This window comes from Nonomuraea sp. NPDC054003 (assembly GCF_055585125.1).
Map to the genome: position 1 here is coordinate 87,033 of NZ_JBVJKR010000013.1, position 13,641 is coordinate 100,673.

General features: G+C 71.8%; 14 protein-coding genes and 1 pseudogene. 8 read left to right on the top strand and 7 right to left on the bottom strand.

Annotated elements, in window-relative coordinates; translation table 11 throughout:
* The first annotated feature begins 114 nt into the window (after window positions 1-114).
* From ACZ6YG_RS30985 to ACZ6YG_RS31005, 5 genes are read left to right on the top strand one after another with little or no spacing between them, the layout of a single operon-like run.
* Window positions 115-1,920 (top strand): ABC transporter substrate-binding protein, encoded by a 1,806-nt coding sequence (locus ACZ6YG_RS30985; protein ID WP_466019960.1) that lies wholly within the window; start codon window positions 115-117, stop codon window positions 1,918-1,920.
* Complete coding sequence (locus ACZ6YG_RS30990) at window positions 1,917-2,963, top strand: ABC transporter permease (protein WP_148036578.1); 1,047 nt, start codon at window positions 1,917-1,919, stop codon at window positions 2,961-2,963. Before ACZ6YG_RS30985 ends, ACZ6YG_RS30990 begins: the two co-directional genes overlap by 4 nt.
* Complete coding sequence (locus tag ACZ6YG_RS30995; protein ID WP_148036579.1) at window positions 2,960-3,844, top strand: ABC transporter permease; 885 nt, start codon at window positions 2,960-2,962, stop codon at window positions 3,842-3,844. Before ACZ6YG_RS30990 ends, ACZ6YG_RS30995 begins: the two co-directional genes overlap by 4 nt.
* Window positions 3,841-4,818 carry an ABC transporter ATP-binding protein gene (locus tag ACZ6YG_RS31000; protein ID WP_148036580.1) on the top strand — a complete coding sequence of 326 codons (978 nt, stop codon included), beginning with the start codon at window positions 3,841-3,843 and terminating at the stop codon, window positions 4,816-4,818. Before ACZ6YG_RS30995 ends, ACZ6YG_RS31000 begins: the two co-directional genes overlap by 4 nt.
* Entirely contained in the window at window positions 4,815-5,819 is a 1,005-nt protein-coding gene (locus ACZ6YG_RS31005) for an ABC transporter ATP-binding protein (RefSeq protein ID WP_219551554.1), read from the top strand. Before ACZ6YG_RS31000 ends, ACZ6YG_RS31005 begins: the two co-directional genes overlap by 4 nt.
* 53 nt (window positions 5,820-5,872) lie before the next feature.
* Here the strand turns inward: ACZ6YG_RS31005 and ACZ6YG_RS31010 are convergent, their stop codons facing one another.
* The gene (locus ACZ6YG_RS31010; RefSeq protein WP_397199578.1) at window positions 5,873-6,442 is read right to left on the bottom strand and encodes a hypothetical protein; all 570 of its coding nucleotides are present in this window, start codon (window positions 6,440-6,442) and stop codon (window positions 5,873-5,875) included.
* The gene (locus ACZ6YG_RS31015; protein ID WP_271275158.1) at window positions 6,439-6,990 is read right to left on the bottom strand and encodes an RNA polymerase sigma factor; all 552 of its coding nucleotides are present in this window, start codon (window positions 6,988-6,990) and stop codon (window positions 6,439-6,441) included. The genes ACZ6YG_RS31010 and ACZ6YG_RS31015 overlap by 4 nt, the downstream gene beginning before the upstream one ends.
* 128 nt (window positions 6,991-7,118) lie before the next feature.
* Here ACZ6YG_RS31015 and ACZ6YG_RS31020 point away from each other — a divergent pair, with 128 nt between their 5' ends.
* A complete protein-coding gene (locus ACZ6YG_RS31020; protein ID WP_219551550.1) occupies window positions 7,119-7,658 on the top strand; it encodes a TetR/AcrR family transcriptional regulator in 540 nt (179 codons plus the stop codon).
* On the opposite strand, the gene ACZ6YG_RS31025 is transcribed toward ACZ6YG_RS31020, so the two are convergent.
* Window positions 7,642-8,370: a nucleotidyltransferase domain-containing protein gene (locus tag ACZ6YG_RS31025; protein WP_397199579.1), complete on the bottom strand. Its 729-nt coding sequence runs from the start codon at window positions 8,368-8,370 to the stop codon at window positions 7,642-7,644. The genes ACZ6YG_RS31020 and ACZ6YG_RS31025 overlap by 17 nt on opposite strands.
* Before the next feature lie 84 nt (window positions 8,371-8,454).
* On the opposite strand from ACZ6YG_RS31025, the gene ACZ6YG_RS31030 reads away from it, so the two are divergent.
* Complete coding sequence (locus ACZ6YG_RS31030; RefSeq protein WP_397199580.1) at window positions 8,455-9,225, top strand: SDR family oxidoreductase; 771 nt, start codon at window positions 8,455-8,457, stop codon at window positions 9,223-9,225.
* 6 nt (window positions 9,226-9,231) lie between these two features.
* Here ACZ6YG_RS31030 and ACZ6YG_RS31035 read toward each other — a convergent pair.
* From ACZ6YG_RS31035 to ACZ6YG_RS31045, 3 genes and pseudogenes are all read right to left on the bottom strand, one after another.
* Window positions 9,232-9,810, bottom strand: a pseudogene (locus ACZ6YG_RS31035) (SDR family oxidoreductase); the annotation flags it as partial.
* A 48-nt stretch (window positions 9,811-9,858) separates the two neighbouring features.
* Window positions 9,859-10,797, bottom strand: coding sequence for a ribose-phosphate diphosphokinase (locus ACZ6YG_RS31040; protein WP_148036586.1), 939 nt, complete (start codon window positions 10,795-10,797; stop codon window positions 9,859-9,861).
* A gap of 20 nt (window positions 10,798-10,817) precedes the next feature.
* Complete coding sequence (locus ACZ6YG_RS31045; RefSeq protein ID WP_261809056.1) at window positions 10,818-11,459, bottom strand: HAD family hydrolase; 642 nt, start codon at window positions 11,457-11,459, stop codon at window positions 10,818-10,820.
* Window positions 11,460-11,583: 124 nt separating this feature from the next.
* Between ACZ6YG_RS31045 and ACZ6YG_RS31050 the strand changes: the two genes are divergently transcribed.
* Window positions 11,584-13,302: an alkyl/aryl-sulfatase gene (locus tag ACZ6YG_RS31050; RefSeq protein WP_466019961.1), complete on the top strand. Its 1,719-nt coding sequence runs from the start codon at window positions 11,584-11,586 to the stop codon at window positions 13,300-13,302.
* Here the strand turns inward: ACZ6YG_RS31050 and ACZ6YG_RS31055 are convergent.
* A complete protein-coding gene (locus tag ACZ6YG_RS31055; RefSeq protein WP_148036589.1) occupies window positions 13,241-13,579 on the bottom strand; it encodes a hypothetical protein in 339 nt (112 codons plus the stop codon). The two genes, ACZ6YG_RS31050 and ACZ6YG_RS31055, sit on opposite strands and share 62 nt — an antisense overlap.
* Window positions 13,580-13,641: the final 62 nt, after the last annotated feature.

A 13,641-nucleotide genomic window follows, 5' to 3' on the forward strand; every position in this document is an offset into this window, starting at 1 on the left:
ACACCGCACAAAGATACGAAGATGAAACAATTCTCCGTATCTCGTTGACATGCGTAGTTCCTATGGTGTGCCGTGCTCTACACAGATAACCCCCCGCCTGAAGGTGAGGCACACATGAGGAAATGGCTCGCACGCCTGGCAGTGCTGGGCTTCGCGCTATTGGTGGCCGGTCAGGGTCAGGTGGCTCTGGCCCAGGACCCCGCGGCGGGAAAGAAGATCATCCGCGTGGGCGCTACCCAGGCCGTTGACTCCATGAACCCGTTCCTCGCCGTCCGCTTGGTGTCGACCTCGATCCACCGCTGGATGTACGGCTTCCTGACGGTTCCGGACAGCAAGACGCTGCAGCCCAGCCCGGACCTGGCCGAGTCGTGGAGCAGCTCCGAGGACGGTCTGACCTGGACCTTCAAGATCCGCGAGACCAAGTGGTCCGACGGCCAGCCGGTCACCGCCGAGGACGCCGCCTGGACGTTCAACAAGATCATGACGGATGACGCGGCCAAGACCGCCAACGGTCCGGCCGCGGAGAACTTCGAGAGCGTCACGGCCAACGGCCAGGACCTGGTCATCAAGCTGAAGAACCCCCAGGCCTCGATCCTGGAGAACCCGATCCCGATCATGCCCAAGCATGTCTGGGAGAAGGTCGGCAACCTCGCGGACTTCTCCGGCGACCAGTATCCGGCCGTGACCAGCGGCCCGTACATCGCCGTCGAGCACAAGAAGGACCAGTACGTCAAGCTGCAGGCCAACCCGAACTACTGGCGCGGCGCCCCGAAGATCGACGAGCTCCAGGTCGTCTTCTACGAGAACCCGGCCGCGTCCATCATCGGCCTGAAGAACGGCGAGATCGACCTGATCGGCCGGCTCAACCCGCCGGAGTTCGAGTCCCTCAAGGGCGACCCGAACATCGTGCAGTGGAACCAGCAGGGCCGCCGCGCCGTCTACCTGCAGATCAACCACGGCGCCACGACCACCGACGACAAGGAAGTGGGCGACGGCCACCCGGCGCTGCAGGACCAGAAGGTCCGCCAGGCGCTGCACCACGCCATCGACAAGGACAAGCTCGTCGCCGAGGTGCAGAACGGCCTGGCCAAGCCGGCGCACGGCTCGATCGTGCCGCCCATGTACACGGACTTCTTCTGGGAGGCCGCCGGCGACACCAAGGTCTCCTACGACCCGGCCAAGGCCAACCAGATCCTCGACGACGCCGGCTACAAGAAGGGCGCCGACGGCGTCCGCACCATGCCCGACGGTGACCGCAAGCTGGAGTTCCGCTTCAGCATCCACACCGACACCCCGATCGAGGACAAGCTCGCCGAGTACCTCACCGGCTTCTTCAAGGAGATCGGCGTCACGCTGACCACCAAGAAGCTCGACTCCAGCAAGTTCACCGAGGAGACCGGCGTCACCGGCCTGTTCGACATCGCGATCTCCGGCTGGTCGGTCAACCCCGACCCGGAGGAGGTCCTGGCGACGCACCTGTGCAGCCGGCGGCCGACCCCGTCCGGTGAGGGCGGCGGCACCGAGTCGTTCTACTGCGACGACACCTTCGAGAAGCTCTACCAGGAGCAGCTCAAGGAGCTCGACCGGCCCAAGCGGGCCGACCTCATCAAGCAGATGCAGGAGCGCCTCTACACCGACGCCCCGGTCATCGCGATCTACTACACCAACGACCTCGAGGGCTACCGCAAGGACCGGATCAAGAGCATCACGTCCGTGCCCGAGCAGGACGGCATCCTGTACGGCGCGAGCAGCTTCTGGCCGTTCTACTCGCTGGAGGCCGTCGAGTCCTCGGCCACGGCCGAGGAGGGCGGCTCCAACACCGCTCTGATCGCCGGCGTGGTCGGCGCCGTGGTCGTCATCGGCGTCGGCGCGTTCTTCCTCACCAGGCGGCGCAAGTCCGCCGCGGACGACCGCGAATGACAGCACCGCTCGAAGCAGCAGAGCCCGCCGCCGCCCAGGCGGCGGGCCCCGCTGGGGACGACCGCCCCGCCCGCCGCGGCGTGCTGCGCTACGCGCTCACCAAGGCCGGCGGGGCGTTGCTGAGCATCGCCATGGTGATCGTCGCGACGTTCTTCCTCTTCCGGCTCCTCCCCGGAGATCCGGTACGGAACCTCGCGCAGGGCCGCAACATGACCCCGGCGCAGCTCGACCTGGAACGGAGCCGGCTCGGCCTGGACAAGCCGGTGCCCGAGCAGTTCCTCGACTTCGTCGGCAAGACGCTCCGCCTGGACCTCGGCACCTCCTACGAGTACAAGCGGCCGGTCCTCGACCTCATCGGCGAGCGCCTCGGGCCGACGCTGCTGCTCACCGGGGTCGGTCTGGTCATCGCCGTCAGCCTCGGCCTCTGGCAGGGCACCAGGGCCGGGTGGCGGCCGGGCGGCCGGTTCGACCGGTTCTCCACGGCCACCTCGCTGGTGCTGTGGTCGGTGCCGACGTTCTGGCTCGGCCTGCTGCTGATGATGGTGTTCGCCGCCTGGCTCCAGATCTTCCCGACCCGGGGCATCGAGAGCGTCGACGCGCCCGACGGCTTCGGTTACGTCCTCGACGTGGCCTGGCACATGGTGCTGCCCTGCCTGACCATGGTCGGGGTGGTGTACGCGCAGTATCTGCTGGTCATGCGCTCGTCCCTGCTCGACGAGCTGGGCCAGGACTACATCAACACCGCGCGGGCCAAGGGTCTGCGCGACGACGACCTGCGGCGCAGGCACGCCGTGCCGAACGCGCTGCTGCCCACGGTGACGCTGGTGTTCATGAACATCGGCTTCGTCGTCGGCGGCGCGGTCACCACGGAGACGGTCTTCAGCTGGCCGGGGCTCGGCAAGCTGTTCTACGACGCGATCTCGGTGCCCGACTTCACGCTCATGCAGGGCACGTTCATGCTCATCACGGTCGCGGTGATCCTGATGAACACGCTGGCCGACATCGTCTACCACCTCCTCGACCCGAGGGTGAGGTCCGCATGAGCACCTTCACGTGGACCCGCAGGAAGCGGGCGCTCGGCCGGTTCTGGGAGGACTTCCGCAAACAGCGCGGCGGCCTCGCCGGCCTGGTCATCCTGGTCGTGGCCGTGACGCTGGCCGTCGTGGCGCCGCTCTTCATCGACCAGGGCGTCACCAGCGTGGTCGAGAACACCGGGCCCCGATGGTCCCCGCCGAGCCTGGACTACCCGTTCGGCACCGACGAGTCCGGGCGCTCGATCCTGCTCATGGTCTGGTGGGGCTCGCGCACGTCGCTGCTCATCGGCTTCCTGGCCGCGCTGCTCACCGTGGGCATCGGCACCGTGCTCGGCATCGCCGCCGGCCACTTCCGCGGCTGGATCGGCGCCGTCATCATGCGCGTGACCGACTGGTTCCTGGTGCTGCCCTCGCTGGTCACCGCTCTCGTCCTGGCGGCCATCCTGGGCGGCAGCACGTTCACCATCATCATGGCGATCGGCGTCACCTCCTGGCCGTCCACCGCCCGCCTCATCAGGGCGCAGACGCTGGCGGTGGAGGCGCGGCCGTACATCGAGCGCTCCAAGGCGCTCGGCGGCGGCCACTGGCACATCACCACCCGCCACGTGCTGCCGAACGTCGCCCCGCTGCTGCTGGCCAGCACCACGCTCCAGGTCGCCAGCGCCATCGTCACCGAGTCGACGCTGGCCTTCCTCGGCGTGACCGCGAACAAGACCTCCTGGGGCACCATGCTCCGCGGCTCCTACGACTGGAACGCGGCCAGCTACGGAGCCTGGTGGTACATCCTCATCCCCGGCCTGTGCATCCTCGCGGTCGTCATGGCGTTCACGCTCTGCGGCCGGGCGCTGGAGACCGTGCTCAACCCGCGACTCCGGAAGGCAGGGGCATGAGTCTGCTAGAACTGGACGACGTCTCGGTTACGTACCGCATCGCCGAGGGCGAGGTGCCCGCGGTGAGAGGCGTGTCGCTCACGCTCGGCAGCGGGGCGGCCCTCGGGGTCGCCGGCGAGTCGGGGTCCGGCAAGTCGACGCTGGCCATGGCGCTGCTGCGGCTGCTGCCGCGCGACGCCCGCGTCACCGGCCGGATCCTGCTCGACGGCGAGGACGTGCTCACCATGAAGTGGGGCCGCCTGCGCGCGGTCCGCTGGGCCCAGGCGTCGATCGTTTTCCAGGGCGCCCAGCACGGACTCAACCCGGTGCACAGGATCGGCGAACAGATCGCCGAGCCGCTGCTCGTGCACAACCTGGCCAAGCCCGGCGAGGCCGGCAAGCGGGTGGCCGAGCTGCTGGAACAGGTCGGCCTGCCCGCCTGGCGGGCCCGCAGCTACCCGCACGAGCTGTCCGGCGGCCAGCGCCAGCGCGTCATGATCGCGATGGCGCTCGCCTGCTCGCCCCGGCTCATCATCGCCGACGAGCCCACGACGGCTCTCGACGTGATGGTGCAGGCGCAGGTGCTGACGCTGATCAAGGAACTGGTCGCCGAGCACGACATCTCCCTGGTCATGATCTCGCACGACCTGTCGGTGCTCGCCGACGTGTGCGACCGGCTCGCGGTCATGTACGCGGGCCGCGTGGTCGAGCAGGGCCCGTCGCGCGAGGTGTTCCACGACCCCCGGCATCCCTACAGCCAGGCGCTGGCGGCGGCGTTCCCGACGGTCGGCGACCCGGCGTCGCGGCTGGCGCCCAAGGGACTCGGCGGCGACCCGCCCGACCCGATGGACCTGCCGACGGGATGCTCGTTCCACCCGCGCTGCCCGGTCGCGCTGGAGGAGTGCCCGACGCTGGACGTCGAGCTGTGGCCCGCCGGCGACCGCCGCGCCGCCGCCTGCGTCCACGTACGGGACCGCGTACAGGAGAAGGCATGACAGAGACGCAAGCTCCGGCCGAGGAGGTCACCACGGCCCGCCGTACCCTCCTGGAGGCCCGCGACCTGCACGTGGAGTTCGCCTCGCGCGGGCGCCGCGCCCGCGCGGTCGACGGCGTGAACCTCGCGGTCGGCGAGGGCGAGATCGTGGCGCTGGTCGGCGAGTCCGGCTGCGGCAAGACCACGCTGGCGCGCACGCTGCTCGGCCTGGAGAAGCCCACGTCCGGCACGGTCCGGTACGGGGGAGAGCCGCTGCGGTACGCCAGCCGGGCGCTCAAGGACTACCGCAGGCAGGTGCAGCTCGTCCTTCAGGACCCGATGGGCTCGCTGAACCCCCGGCAGACCGTCTACGAGGCGGTGGCGGAGGGCCCGCGCATCCACGGACTGCCGGACGAGGCTGACGTGGTGAACAACGCGCTGGCCAGGGCCGGGCTGCGGCCGCCTGAGCGGTTCCTGCTGCGTTACCCGCACGAGCTGTCCGGCGGGCAGCGGCAGCGCGTGGTCATCGCCGGGGCGCTGGCGCTGGACCCGAAGGTGCTGATCGCCGACGAGCCGGTGGCCTCGCTCGACGCGTCGGTGCGCGGCGAGATCCTCGCGCTCATGCTCAGGCTCCGCGACGAGCTGGGCCTGTCGGCGCTGGTCGTCACGCACGACCTGGGGCTGGCGTGGAACATCGCCGACCGGGTGGCGGTCATGTATCTCGGCCGGATCGTCGAGTCGGGGCCGGTCGAGCAGGTGCTGACCGCGCCGCGTCACCCGTACACGCAGGCCCTGCTGTCGGTGCTGCCCGAGTCTCCCGAACGGGTGGTGCTGACCGGCGAGCCGCCGGACCCGACCAGGATTCCGGGCGGCTGCCGCTTCCACGCCCGATGCCAGGTGCTCGCCTCCGGCAAGGCCGCGGAGGCGGGCGTGGACGCCCGGTGCAGGGGGGAGCTGCTGGAGATCCTGCCCGCCTCGGCCGGGGCGCAGGCGGCCTGCTACTACGCGGACGCCACCGGCTGAAAGGCGCGCGGTCCCGGCCCGGTATCGGCGGCCGGGACCGCGTCGTTCCGGGGTCAGCTGCCCGCGGGAGGCTGTCCCTCCGGGCCGCCCAGGTCGTCCCAGTCCGGGTCGTCGACGACGACGCAGGGGCCGGGCTCGCCGGGGATCATCATGGTCGCGAGCGTCCACACCACTCCGGGGTCCTCCCCGCCCCTCTCGGCGAACTCCAGCACCAGCGTGTGGTTCTCGTCGATGAGCCGCGGGTCGATGTCCAGCCCGCCCTTCCGCATGTGGACGGCACCGTCCGGCAGGAGCTTGCTCACTCCCCGGTCGCGCTCGCACTGCTTGCCGGGGCCGAGGTAGGTGACGTCGGCCTTGACGCCCGCCGCCCGCAGATCCCTCTCCAGCCGGTCGGCCTCCTCGAACTCGCGGATCTCCACCCCGACGGTGCCGTCGGACTTCTCGGTGACCGCGTACGCCGCGCTCTGCCCGCCCGTCAGCAGCGGCACCGCGAGCGCCGTGACCGCTGCCGCCCCCGTCACCGCCAGCCCCAGGAACAGGCGGCGGCCCCCGCGACGGCGCCTGTCCTCGCGCGCCGTGAATTCGGCTTTCAGATCCATCAGCAACTGCTCCTCGAAGCTCATACGATGATCCCTTCCGTGACGAAAGGCAGGTCCTTGAGAGTCCGGCGCGCGCGGTGCAGCCGCACCATGGCGGTCCCCGACCGGATGCCCAGGGCGGCCGCGGCCTCCGTGACCGTCAGCTGGTCCATGACGACCAGCTCCAGCACGGCGCGCTCACCCTCCGGTAACTCGGCCATCGCCTGGAAGGCCCGCCTGGCGGGCCGCTCCGCGTCGATCCGCTTCTCCACCCGGCTGATGTCGTCGCTGTCCAGCGGTCTTCGCCTGCTCACCCGGTCGGTCAGCTGGGACTCACGCAACGCCCGGCGCCGTTCGGCGGAGAGCGTGTTGCGGGCCACGCCGTACAGCCACGCGACCTCGCTGCCCCGCTCAGGCCGATAGGTGTGGGCGGACTCCATCACCGCCAGGAACACGTCCGCCACCAGATCGGCGACCTGGTGAGGGTCGTCGACCCGGCGGGCCAGGAATCGCGTGACCCCGTCGACGTGCCGCCGGTAGAAGGCCTCGAACGCCCCGATGTCGGTGGCGAACTCCGCCTGTTTGCGACGCACCGGCCACGCTCCTTTCGTCGATCCACACCTGTAATTGGCGGGAGACGGCCGGTGCCTTACAAAGGAGCCGGCTCTGCGAGACTGCTCGTACGGAAGGGGGACGGGGTGGAGCATCGCCCCGACTGCTGATGGAGAGAGCCGACGCCGCGCGCAACCGGGCCCGCGTCCTCGACGCGGCCGCGAAGCTGTTCGCGAGCAGGCCGCCGCACGAGGTGACGATGGAGGACATCGCCAAGGCGGCCGGCGTGGGCCGCGGCACCCTCTACCGCCGCTATCCCGACCGCGCCGCCATCGCCGTCGCCCTGCTCGACGAGCACGAGCGCGCCCTGCAGGAGAAACTGCTGCGCGGCGACCCGCCGCTGGGTCCCGGCGCGCCGCCGGCCGAGCGGCTGGCCGCCTTCTACGCCGCCATGGTCGGCCTGCTGGAGGACCACGCCCACCTGGTGCTGGGTAGTGAGGTGGGCCGCTCGCGGTTCGAGACCGGCGCGTACGGCTTCTGGCGCGCGCACGTGCGCTCCCTGCTCGCCGCCGCCGGCACCCCCGGGCCCGACGCGCTGGCCGACGTCCTGCTCGCCCCGCTGGCCCCCGACGTCTACGTCCAGCAGCGCCGGACGCTCAGCCCGGAGCAGATCACCGGCGCGCTGCGCCGCCTCACGCGAGCACTCTGACGATCGCCTGCCTGATGAACCGGCGGGCCAGCTTCGCCCTGCGGAACCGGCTCAGCACCGGCCCGTCCGTCCCGTACCTGCGGGCCCTGATCCCGTCCACCACGACCGGCGGCGCGCCCATCTCGCCGAGCACGTCGAGCGCCTCCCGCTTGCTGATCAACCGCCCGTCCCGCAGCGTCACGGCCGCCCGCGCCACCGTGACCATGCCCAGGTCCACCCACTCGTCCAGCAGCCACCGCCGCCGGCCCCGCGTCTTCACCAGCCAGAAGTCCCGCAGATCGGCCTGGACGAACGCGGCCAGCTCCGCGTCGGACACCGGCGGGATCAGCGCGTCCGGCCCCGGTCCGTACAGCTCCAGCGCCCCCGTGAGCAGCTCCCGCCGGGTCACGGCGGTGACGGGCCGCTCGAACAGCTCGCCCATCGCCCACGTCACGTGCTCCCGTCCGTGTTCGGCCAGCTGCCCGTCGGTCATGTACGAGCAGTGCAGCCGTTCGGCCAGGGCCCCGTCCAGCCCTCGGTGCAGCCGCTCCACAGCGTCGCGCCGCCGCTCGTCCAGCGGCTCCCGGACCACGGCGATCAGGTCCAGATCGCTCCGCCCCGGCTGGTAGTCGCCCTTGGCCAGTGACCCGTGCGCCCACACCGCCATCAGCGGCACGGCGGCCCCGGCCTCCGACAGGAAGCGGGTGAGCAGGATCTCGGTAGAGGTGTGCATGATCTCTACTCTCCCTCTCCATGGTTCGATGACAAGCGGTTAAAGGCATTGCCCCGGACACGCCCGCTCGGGGACCATCTCCGGATGAGCTTCGAGCAGAGTGCGCGGCCCGTGGCGCTGATCACCGGGGTGGGCAGGACTGTGGGGATCGGGGCCGGGATCGCGACCCGGCTGGCCGCCTCCGGGTGGGACGTCGGCTTCACCTACTGGACTCCGTACGACGAGCGGATGGCGTGGGGCGCCGAGACCGGGGCCCCCGAGACGATCCGCAAGGCGCTGGCGGGCGAGGGCGCGGCCGTCGCGGCTGTGGAGGCCGACCTGGTCGAGACGGAGACGCCGGCGCGGGTGTTCGACGAGGTGGAGAGCCGGCTGGGCAACGTCACCGCGCTGGTGATGTGCCACTGCGAGTCCGTCGACTCCGGGCTGCTCGACACGACCGTGGCCAGCTTCGACCGCCACTTCGCCGTCAACGCCCGCGCCTCCTGGCTGCTGATCCGCGAGTACGGCCGCCGGTTCCGCGGCGCCCACGGCACCGGCCGGATCGTCGCGCTCACCAGCGACCACGTCGTCGGCAACCTCCCGTACGGGGCGAGCAAGGGCGCGCTGGACCGCATCACGCTCGCCGCCGCCCGCGAGCTGGCCCACCTCGGCGTCACCGCGAACGTGATCAACCCCGGCCCGATCGACACCGGGTGGATGCCCGACGACCTGAAGGCCACCTGCGCCGAGCACACCCCGCTGGGTCGCCTCGGCACCCCGCGCGACACCGCCGACCTGGTGCAGTTCCTCTGCTCGCCCCAGGGTGGCTGGATCAACGGCCAGCTGCTGAAGAGCGACGGCGGCATCTCCGCCTGACCGCCGTCAGAGCGCGTGCCCTCCGGCGGCCTGGATGACCTGGCCGGTGATCCACCGCGCCTGCCGTGAGGCCAGGAACACGACGGCGCCGGCGATGTCCTCCGGCTCGCCCACCCGCCCCAGCGGCACGATCTCGCGGGCTCGCGCGTACGTCTCCTCGTCCATCCACCCGGTCTGCACCGGCCCCGGCGCGACCGCGTTGACCCGCACCAGCGGGGCGAGGTCGAGCGCGGCCGCGCGGGTGAGCGCTTCGAGCGCGGCCTTGGACGTGCCGTAGCCGATCTGGCCGGGAAAGGCGCGGGCGGCGTCGGTGCTGATGTTCACCACGGCCGCGGCCCGCTCCCTCCTGGCCAGCTCGTCGAGGAGCAGGGCGGGGGCGACGGCGTTCACCGCGTAGTGGCGGGCCAGCCCGCCGGCGGTGAGCGAGCCGAACGCGTCGGGCGACTCGCAGTGCGCGGCGTTGTTCACCAGCACGTCCACCGGCCCGAGCCGCCGCTCGACCGCGCCGAGCAGCCGCGCCGCCGCGTCCGGCGCGGCCAGGTCGGCCTCGACGGCGATCGCGTCACCGAGCTCGGCGGCCAGTTCCTCCGCGGCGGAGCCGGAGGGGGTCGTGTGCGCCCAGTCCGGTGTCGATCACGGGGTGCCGAACAGGGCGCTGACGGACTCGCCGAAGTGGATGCGGCGCATGGCCTCGGCGAGGGCCGGGGCGATGGACAGGACCGTGAGTTTGTCGCCGGGCTTGGGCGGGGGGACGGTGTTGGTGCAGACGATCTCCTTGACCTCCGGCAGCGCGCTGAGCCGCTCGATGGCGCCGTCGGAGAACAGGCCGTGGGTGCATGCGACGCGGACGGAGCGGACGCCGCGCTCGCGGAGGCGGTCGAGGAGCTCGATGACGGTGCTGCCCTTGGCGATCTCGTCGTCCAGGATGATCACGTCCTTGCCCTCGACGTCGCCGATCACCGAGCTGATCACCACGCGGTCGTCGCTGAAGCGCTGCTTGGCGCCCATCGCCACATCGGCCCCGATCAGGCGGGCGAAGTGGGCGGCCTCCTTGGCGTTGCCCAGGTCGGGGGAGACCACGACGGTGTCGGACAGGTCGTGGCGGGAGAAGTGGGCCGCCAGCTCGCGCAGCGCGTGCAGGTGGTCGACGGGGACGCTGAAGAAGCCGTGGACCTGCGGCGAGTGGAGGGTCATCGTCAGCACCCGGCCGGCCCCGGCCGCCACCATCAGGTCGGCCACCAGGCGGGCGCCGAGCGAGATGCGCGGCGCGTCCTTCTTGTCGGAGCGGGCGTAGGCGTAGTGGGGCAGCACGACGGTGATGCGCGCCGCCGAGGCGCCCCGGGCGGCGTCGAGCATGAGCAGCAGCTCCACCAGGTGTTCCTGGGTGGGCGGCACCAGCGGCTGGATCAGGAAGACGTCGCGCTCGCGGCAGTTGGCCTGGAGCTGGACCGCGATGACGTCGTTGGCGAAGCGCGAGACGCGCACAGGATGGAGGGGGACGCCGAGGTGGGAGCAGATCTCCTCGGCCAGCTCGGGATGGGCGCTGCCACTGAAAACCGTGATGTCTCGCACGATTTCCAAAGAGTAGCGGATCACCCGTCGAGCAGCTCGGGGGTGAGCGCGTCCAGACGCTCGACGATGCGCCAGGCCAGGACCAGCGCGTCCGGCGCGGGCGGGTAGCGCGGGTGCAGGACGGCGACGACCCGCATGCCGGCCGCGTCCGCCGAGCGCAGCCCGTTGCTGGAGTCCTCGACCGCCACGCACTCGTCGGGATCGACGCCGAGGAGCCGGGCCACCTTCAGGTAGCCGTCGGGGGCGGGCTTGCCGCGGTCCACCTCCTCGGTGGAGACGGTGGCGTCGAAGCAGTCGTGCAGGTCGCTCGACTCGAGCACCACGTCGATGAGCCGCCGGGGCGAGGAACTGGCCAGCCCGAGCGTGAAGTGGTCGCCGAGCCGCCGCACCGCCTCGGGCGCGCCCTTCATCAGCGGCAGGTGGGCGCGGTAGCGCTCGGCCATCCGGTCGACGACCTGCCGGGCGATCTCGTCCGGCGGCAGCCGCACGCCGAGCTCGTGCAGGTACGACGCCCACTCGGCGGTGCTCATGCCCATGAGCCGCGACTGGGTGTCGTCCTGCCAGGTGCCGCCGTGCTCGGCGACGAAGGCGCGGCGCACCTCCTCCCACACCGGCTCGGAGTCGACCAGCACGCCGTCGAGATCGAATACGCAGGCTTCCACGGAGAAGACCCTACCCATGCTCTCGGTCGTCCACTATTTCCCGATAAGTCAAGCCAAGGGAGGTTCACGGTGTTTCGTACGTACGTTGACCGTGCCCATCCTGCTTTCCGGGCATTTCTCAGGCATGGCCGAGCTTCCGTACGAGGCTGACGACGATAGGGGCGCGGGTTTCGTCGCCCCGCTCGCCTCCGCCGTCGTCAGGGACGCCGACGGCAAGGTGGTGTGGGACGCGGACGCGTACGGACGCGTGGACGGCGGCTGCCCGGCCACGGCGCACCCGAGCCTGTGGGCGCAGGCGGGGCTGCTCGCCCGGCGCGGCCTGTACGAGGTGGCCGAGGGCGTCTATCAGGTACGCGGGCTCGACCGGGCGGCGATGACCCTCGTGGAGGGCGGCACCGGCGTGGTCGTCGTGGACCCGCTCCGCTCCGCCGAGTGCGCCGCGGCCGCGCTGCGGCTGTACCGCGGGCACCGCGGGGACCGGCCGGTCTCGGCGGTGATCTACTCGCACTCCCGCGCCGACCGCTTCGGCGGCTCCCGCGGCGTCACCCTCGGCGGCGTGCCCGTGCTCGCCCCCGCCGGCTTCCTGGACCGCGCCGCCGAGGAGTTCCTGTACGCGGCCCCCGCCGCGAACCGCCGGGCCGCCTACACCTACGGCCCGGCGCTGCCGGGAGGGCCCGAGGGGCGGCTCGGCCCGATGCGGTCGGCGGGCACGGTCTCCCTGCTCCCGCCCACGGCGCTGGTCGAGCGGACCGGCCAGGAGGAGACGCTCGACGGGGTGCGGTTCCTGTTCCAGCTCGTGCCCGGCGCGGCGCTGGCGTTCCTGCTGCCCGAGCGGCGCGCGCTCGGCCTGGCGGTGAACGCCGGCGACCCGCCGGGCGGGTGCGACCCCCGGCTGTGGACGCGCGGTCTGTCGGAGGCGGTCACGCTCTTCGCCGGCCGCGCCGACGTGGCCTTCGCCGCGCACCACGAGCCCGTACGGGGCGGCGAGGAGGTCACGCGTCTGCTGGAGCGGCACCGAGACCTGCACTCCTACCTGCACGACCAGACCGTGCGCCTGATGAACAAGGGTCTCACCCCCCAGGAGATCGCCGAGTGTCTGCAACTGCCGCCCGCCCTGGCCGCCCTGCCCGGCTCGGCCGGCGTCATCAGGGCCGTCTACCAGCACTACCTGGGCTGGTTCGACGGCAACCCGGCCCACCTGTGGGAGCACCCGCCCCGGCAGAGCGCGATCCGCTACGTGGAGTGTCTCGGCGGCGGCGCGGCCGTGGTGGCGCTGGCCGAGAGGTACGCCGCCGGGGGCGACCTGCGCTTCGCCGCCCAGCTCCTCAACCACGCGGTCTTCGCGGACGAGGGCAACAAGCGGGCCCGCGACCTGCTGGCCGAGGTCTACACCCGGCTCGGCCACGGGGCCCGCGACCCCGCCTGGCGCAACGCGTACCTGATGGGGGCGCTGGAGCTCACGGACGGGATCGCGGCCGCGGACGGCGGGACCGTCGCGCCGGGCACGCTCGCCGCGCTCGGCGCCGAGCAGGTCCTGGACGCGCTGGCCGTCCGGGTGGACGGCCCGAAGGCCTGGAGCGAGAACCTGGCCATCGACTGGCACCTGACCGACCTGGGCCGCCGTTACCGCACGGTGCTGTCCAACGGCGTGCTCATCCGGCAGGCGGACCCGCCGGAAGGGCCGGTCGACCTGACGCTGCGGCTCACCCAGGCCCAGCTCGTCGCCCTGCTCGCGGGGCGGGGCGTCGGCGAGGTGTCGAGGGAGGGCGACATGCGGGCGCTCAAGCGCCTGTTCGCCGCGCTGGACGCCCCTGTGCCCGGCTTCGCGATCGTGACCCCCTGAACCGGCGCGTCCACAGCAGCGTGGCCGCGGCCGCCAGCAGCACCGGCCCGAGCACCAGCGGCGCCGAAGGACCACCGGCGTGCCAGCTCGCCGCCGCGGCGCTCACGCAGGTCAGCACGGTCACACCCAGCGTCGCCGCCCACAGCGGCAGCACGTGCAGGAAGCCGAAGAACAGCGGGAACACCAGCCAGACCAGCGGCGGCGACAGCATCGCGAGCACCGCCCACGCCAGCGTGGCCGCCACCAGCCAGAGCTGCCCCCGAGCGTCACGAGTCACCTACTCACGGTAACCCGCCGGGTCCGGGCCGAGCGCCCCGCCCCCCTCGAGCAGGGCGTCCG

What these genes read in the sequence shown, in the direction of transcription:
- ACZ6YG_RS31005 (WP_219551554.1), top strand. Translation starts at nt 4,815, where the DNA reads ATGACAGAGACGCAAGCTCCGGCCGAGGAGGTCACCACGGCCCGCCGT.
- ACZ6YG_RS30995 (WP_148036579.1), top strand. Translation starts at nt 2,960, where the DNA reads ATGAGCACCTTCACGTGGACCCGCAGGAAGCGGGCGCTCGGCCGGTTC.
- ACZ6YG_RS31020 (WP_219551550.1), top strand. Translation starts at nt 7,119, where the DNA reads ATGGAGAGAGCCGACGCCGCGCGCAACCGGGCCCGCGTCCTCGACGCG.
- ACZ6YG_RS30985 (WP_466019960.1), top strand. Translation starts at nt 115, where the DNA reads ATGAGGAAATGGCTCGCACGCCTGGCAGTGCTGGGCTTCGCGCTATTG.
- ACZ6YG_RS31050 (WP_466019961.1), top strand. Translation starts at nt 11,584, where the DNA reads ATGGCCGAGCTTCCGTACGAGGCTGACGACGATAGGGGCGCGGGTTTC.
- ACZ6YG_RS30990 (WP_148036578.1), top strand. Translation starts at nt 1,917, where the DNA reads ATGACAGCACCGCTCGAAGCAGCAGAGCCCGCCGCCGCCCAGGCGGCG.
- ACZ6YG_RS31030 (WP_397199580.1), top strand. Translation starts at nt 8,455, where the DNA reads ATGAGCTTCGAGCAGAGTGCGCGGCCCGTGGCGCTGATCACCGGGGTG.
- ACZ6YG_RS31025 (WP_397199579.1), bottom strand. Translation starts at nt 8,370, where the DNA reads ATGCACACCTCTACCGAGATCCTGCTCACCCGCTTCCTGTCGGAGGCC.
- ACZ6YG_RS31000 (WP_148036580.1), top strand. Translation starts at nt 3,841, where the DNA reads ATGAGTCTGCTAGAACTGGACGACGTCTCGGTTACGTACCGCATCGCC.
- ACZ6YG_RS31010 (WP_397199578.1), bottom strand. Translation starts at nt 6,442, where the DNA reads ATGAGCTTCGAGGAGCAGTTGCTGATGGATCTGAAAGCCGAATTCACG.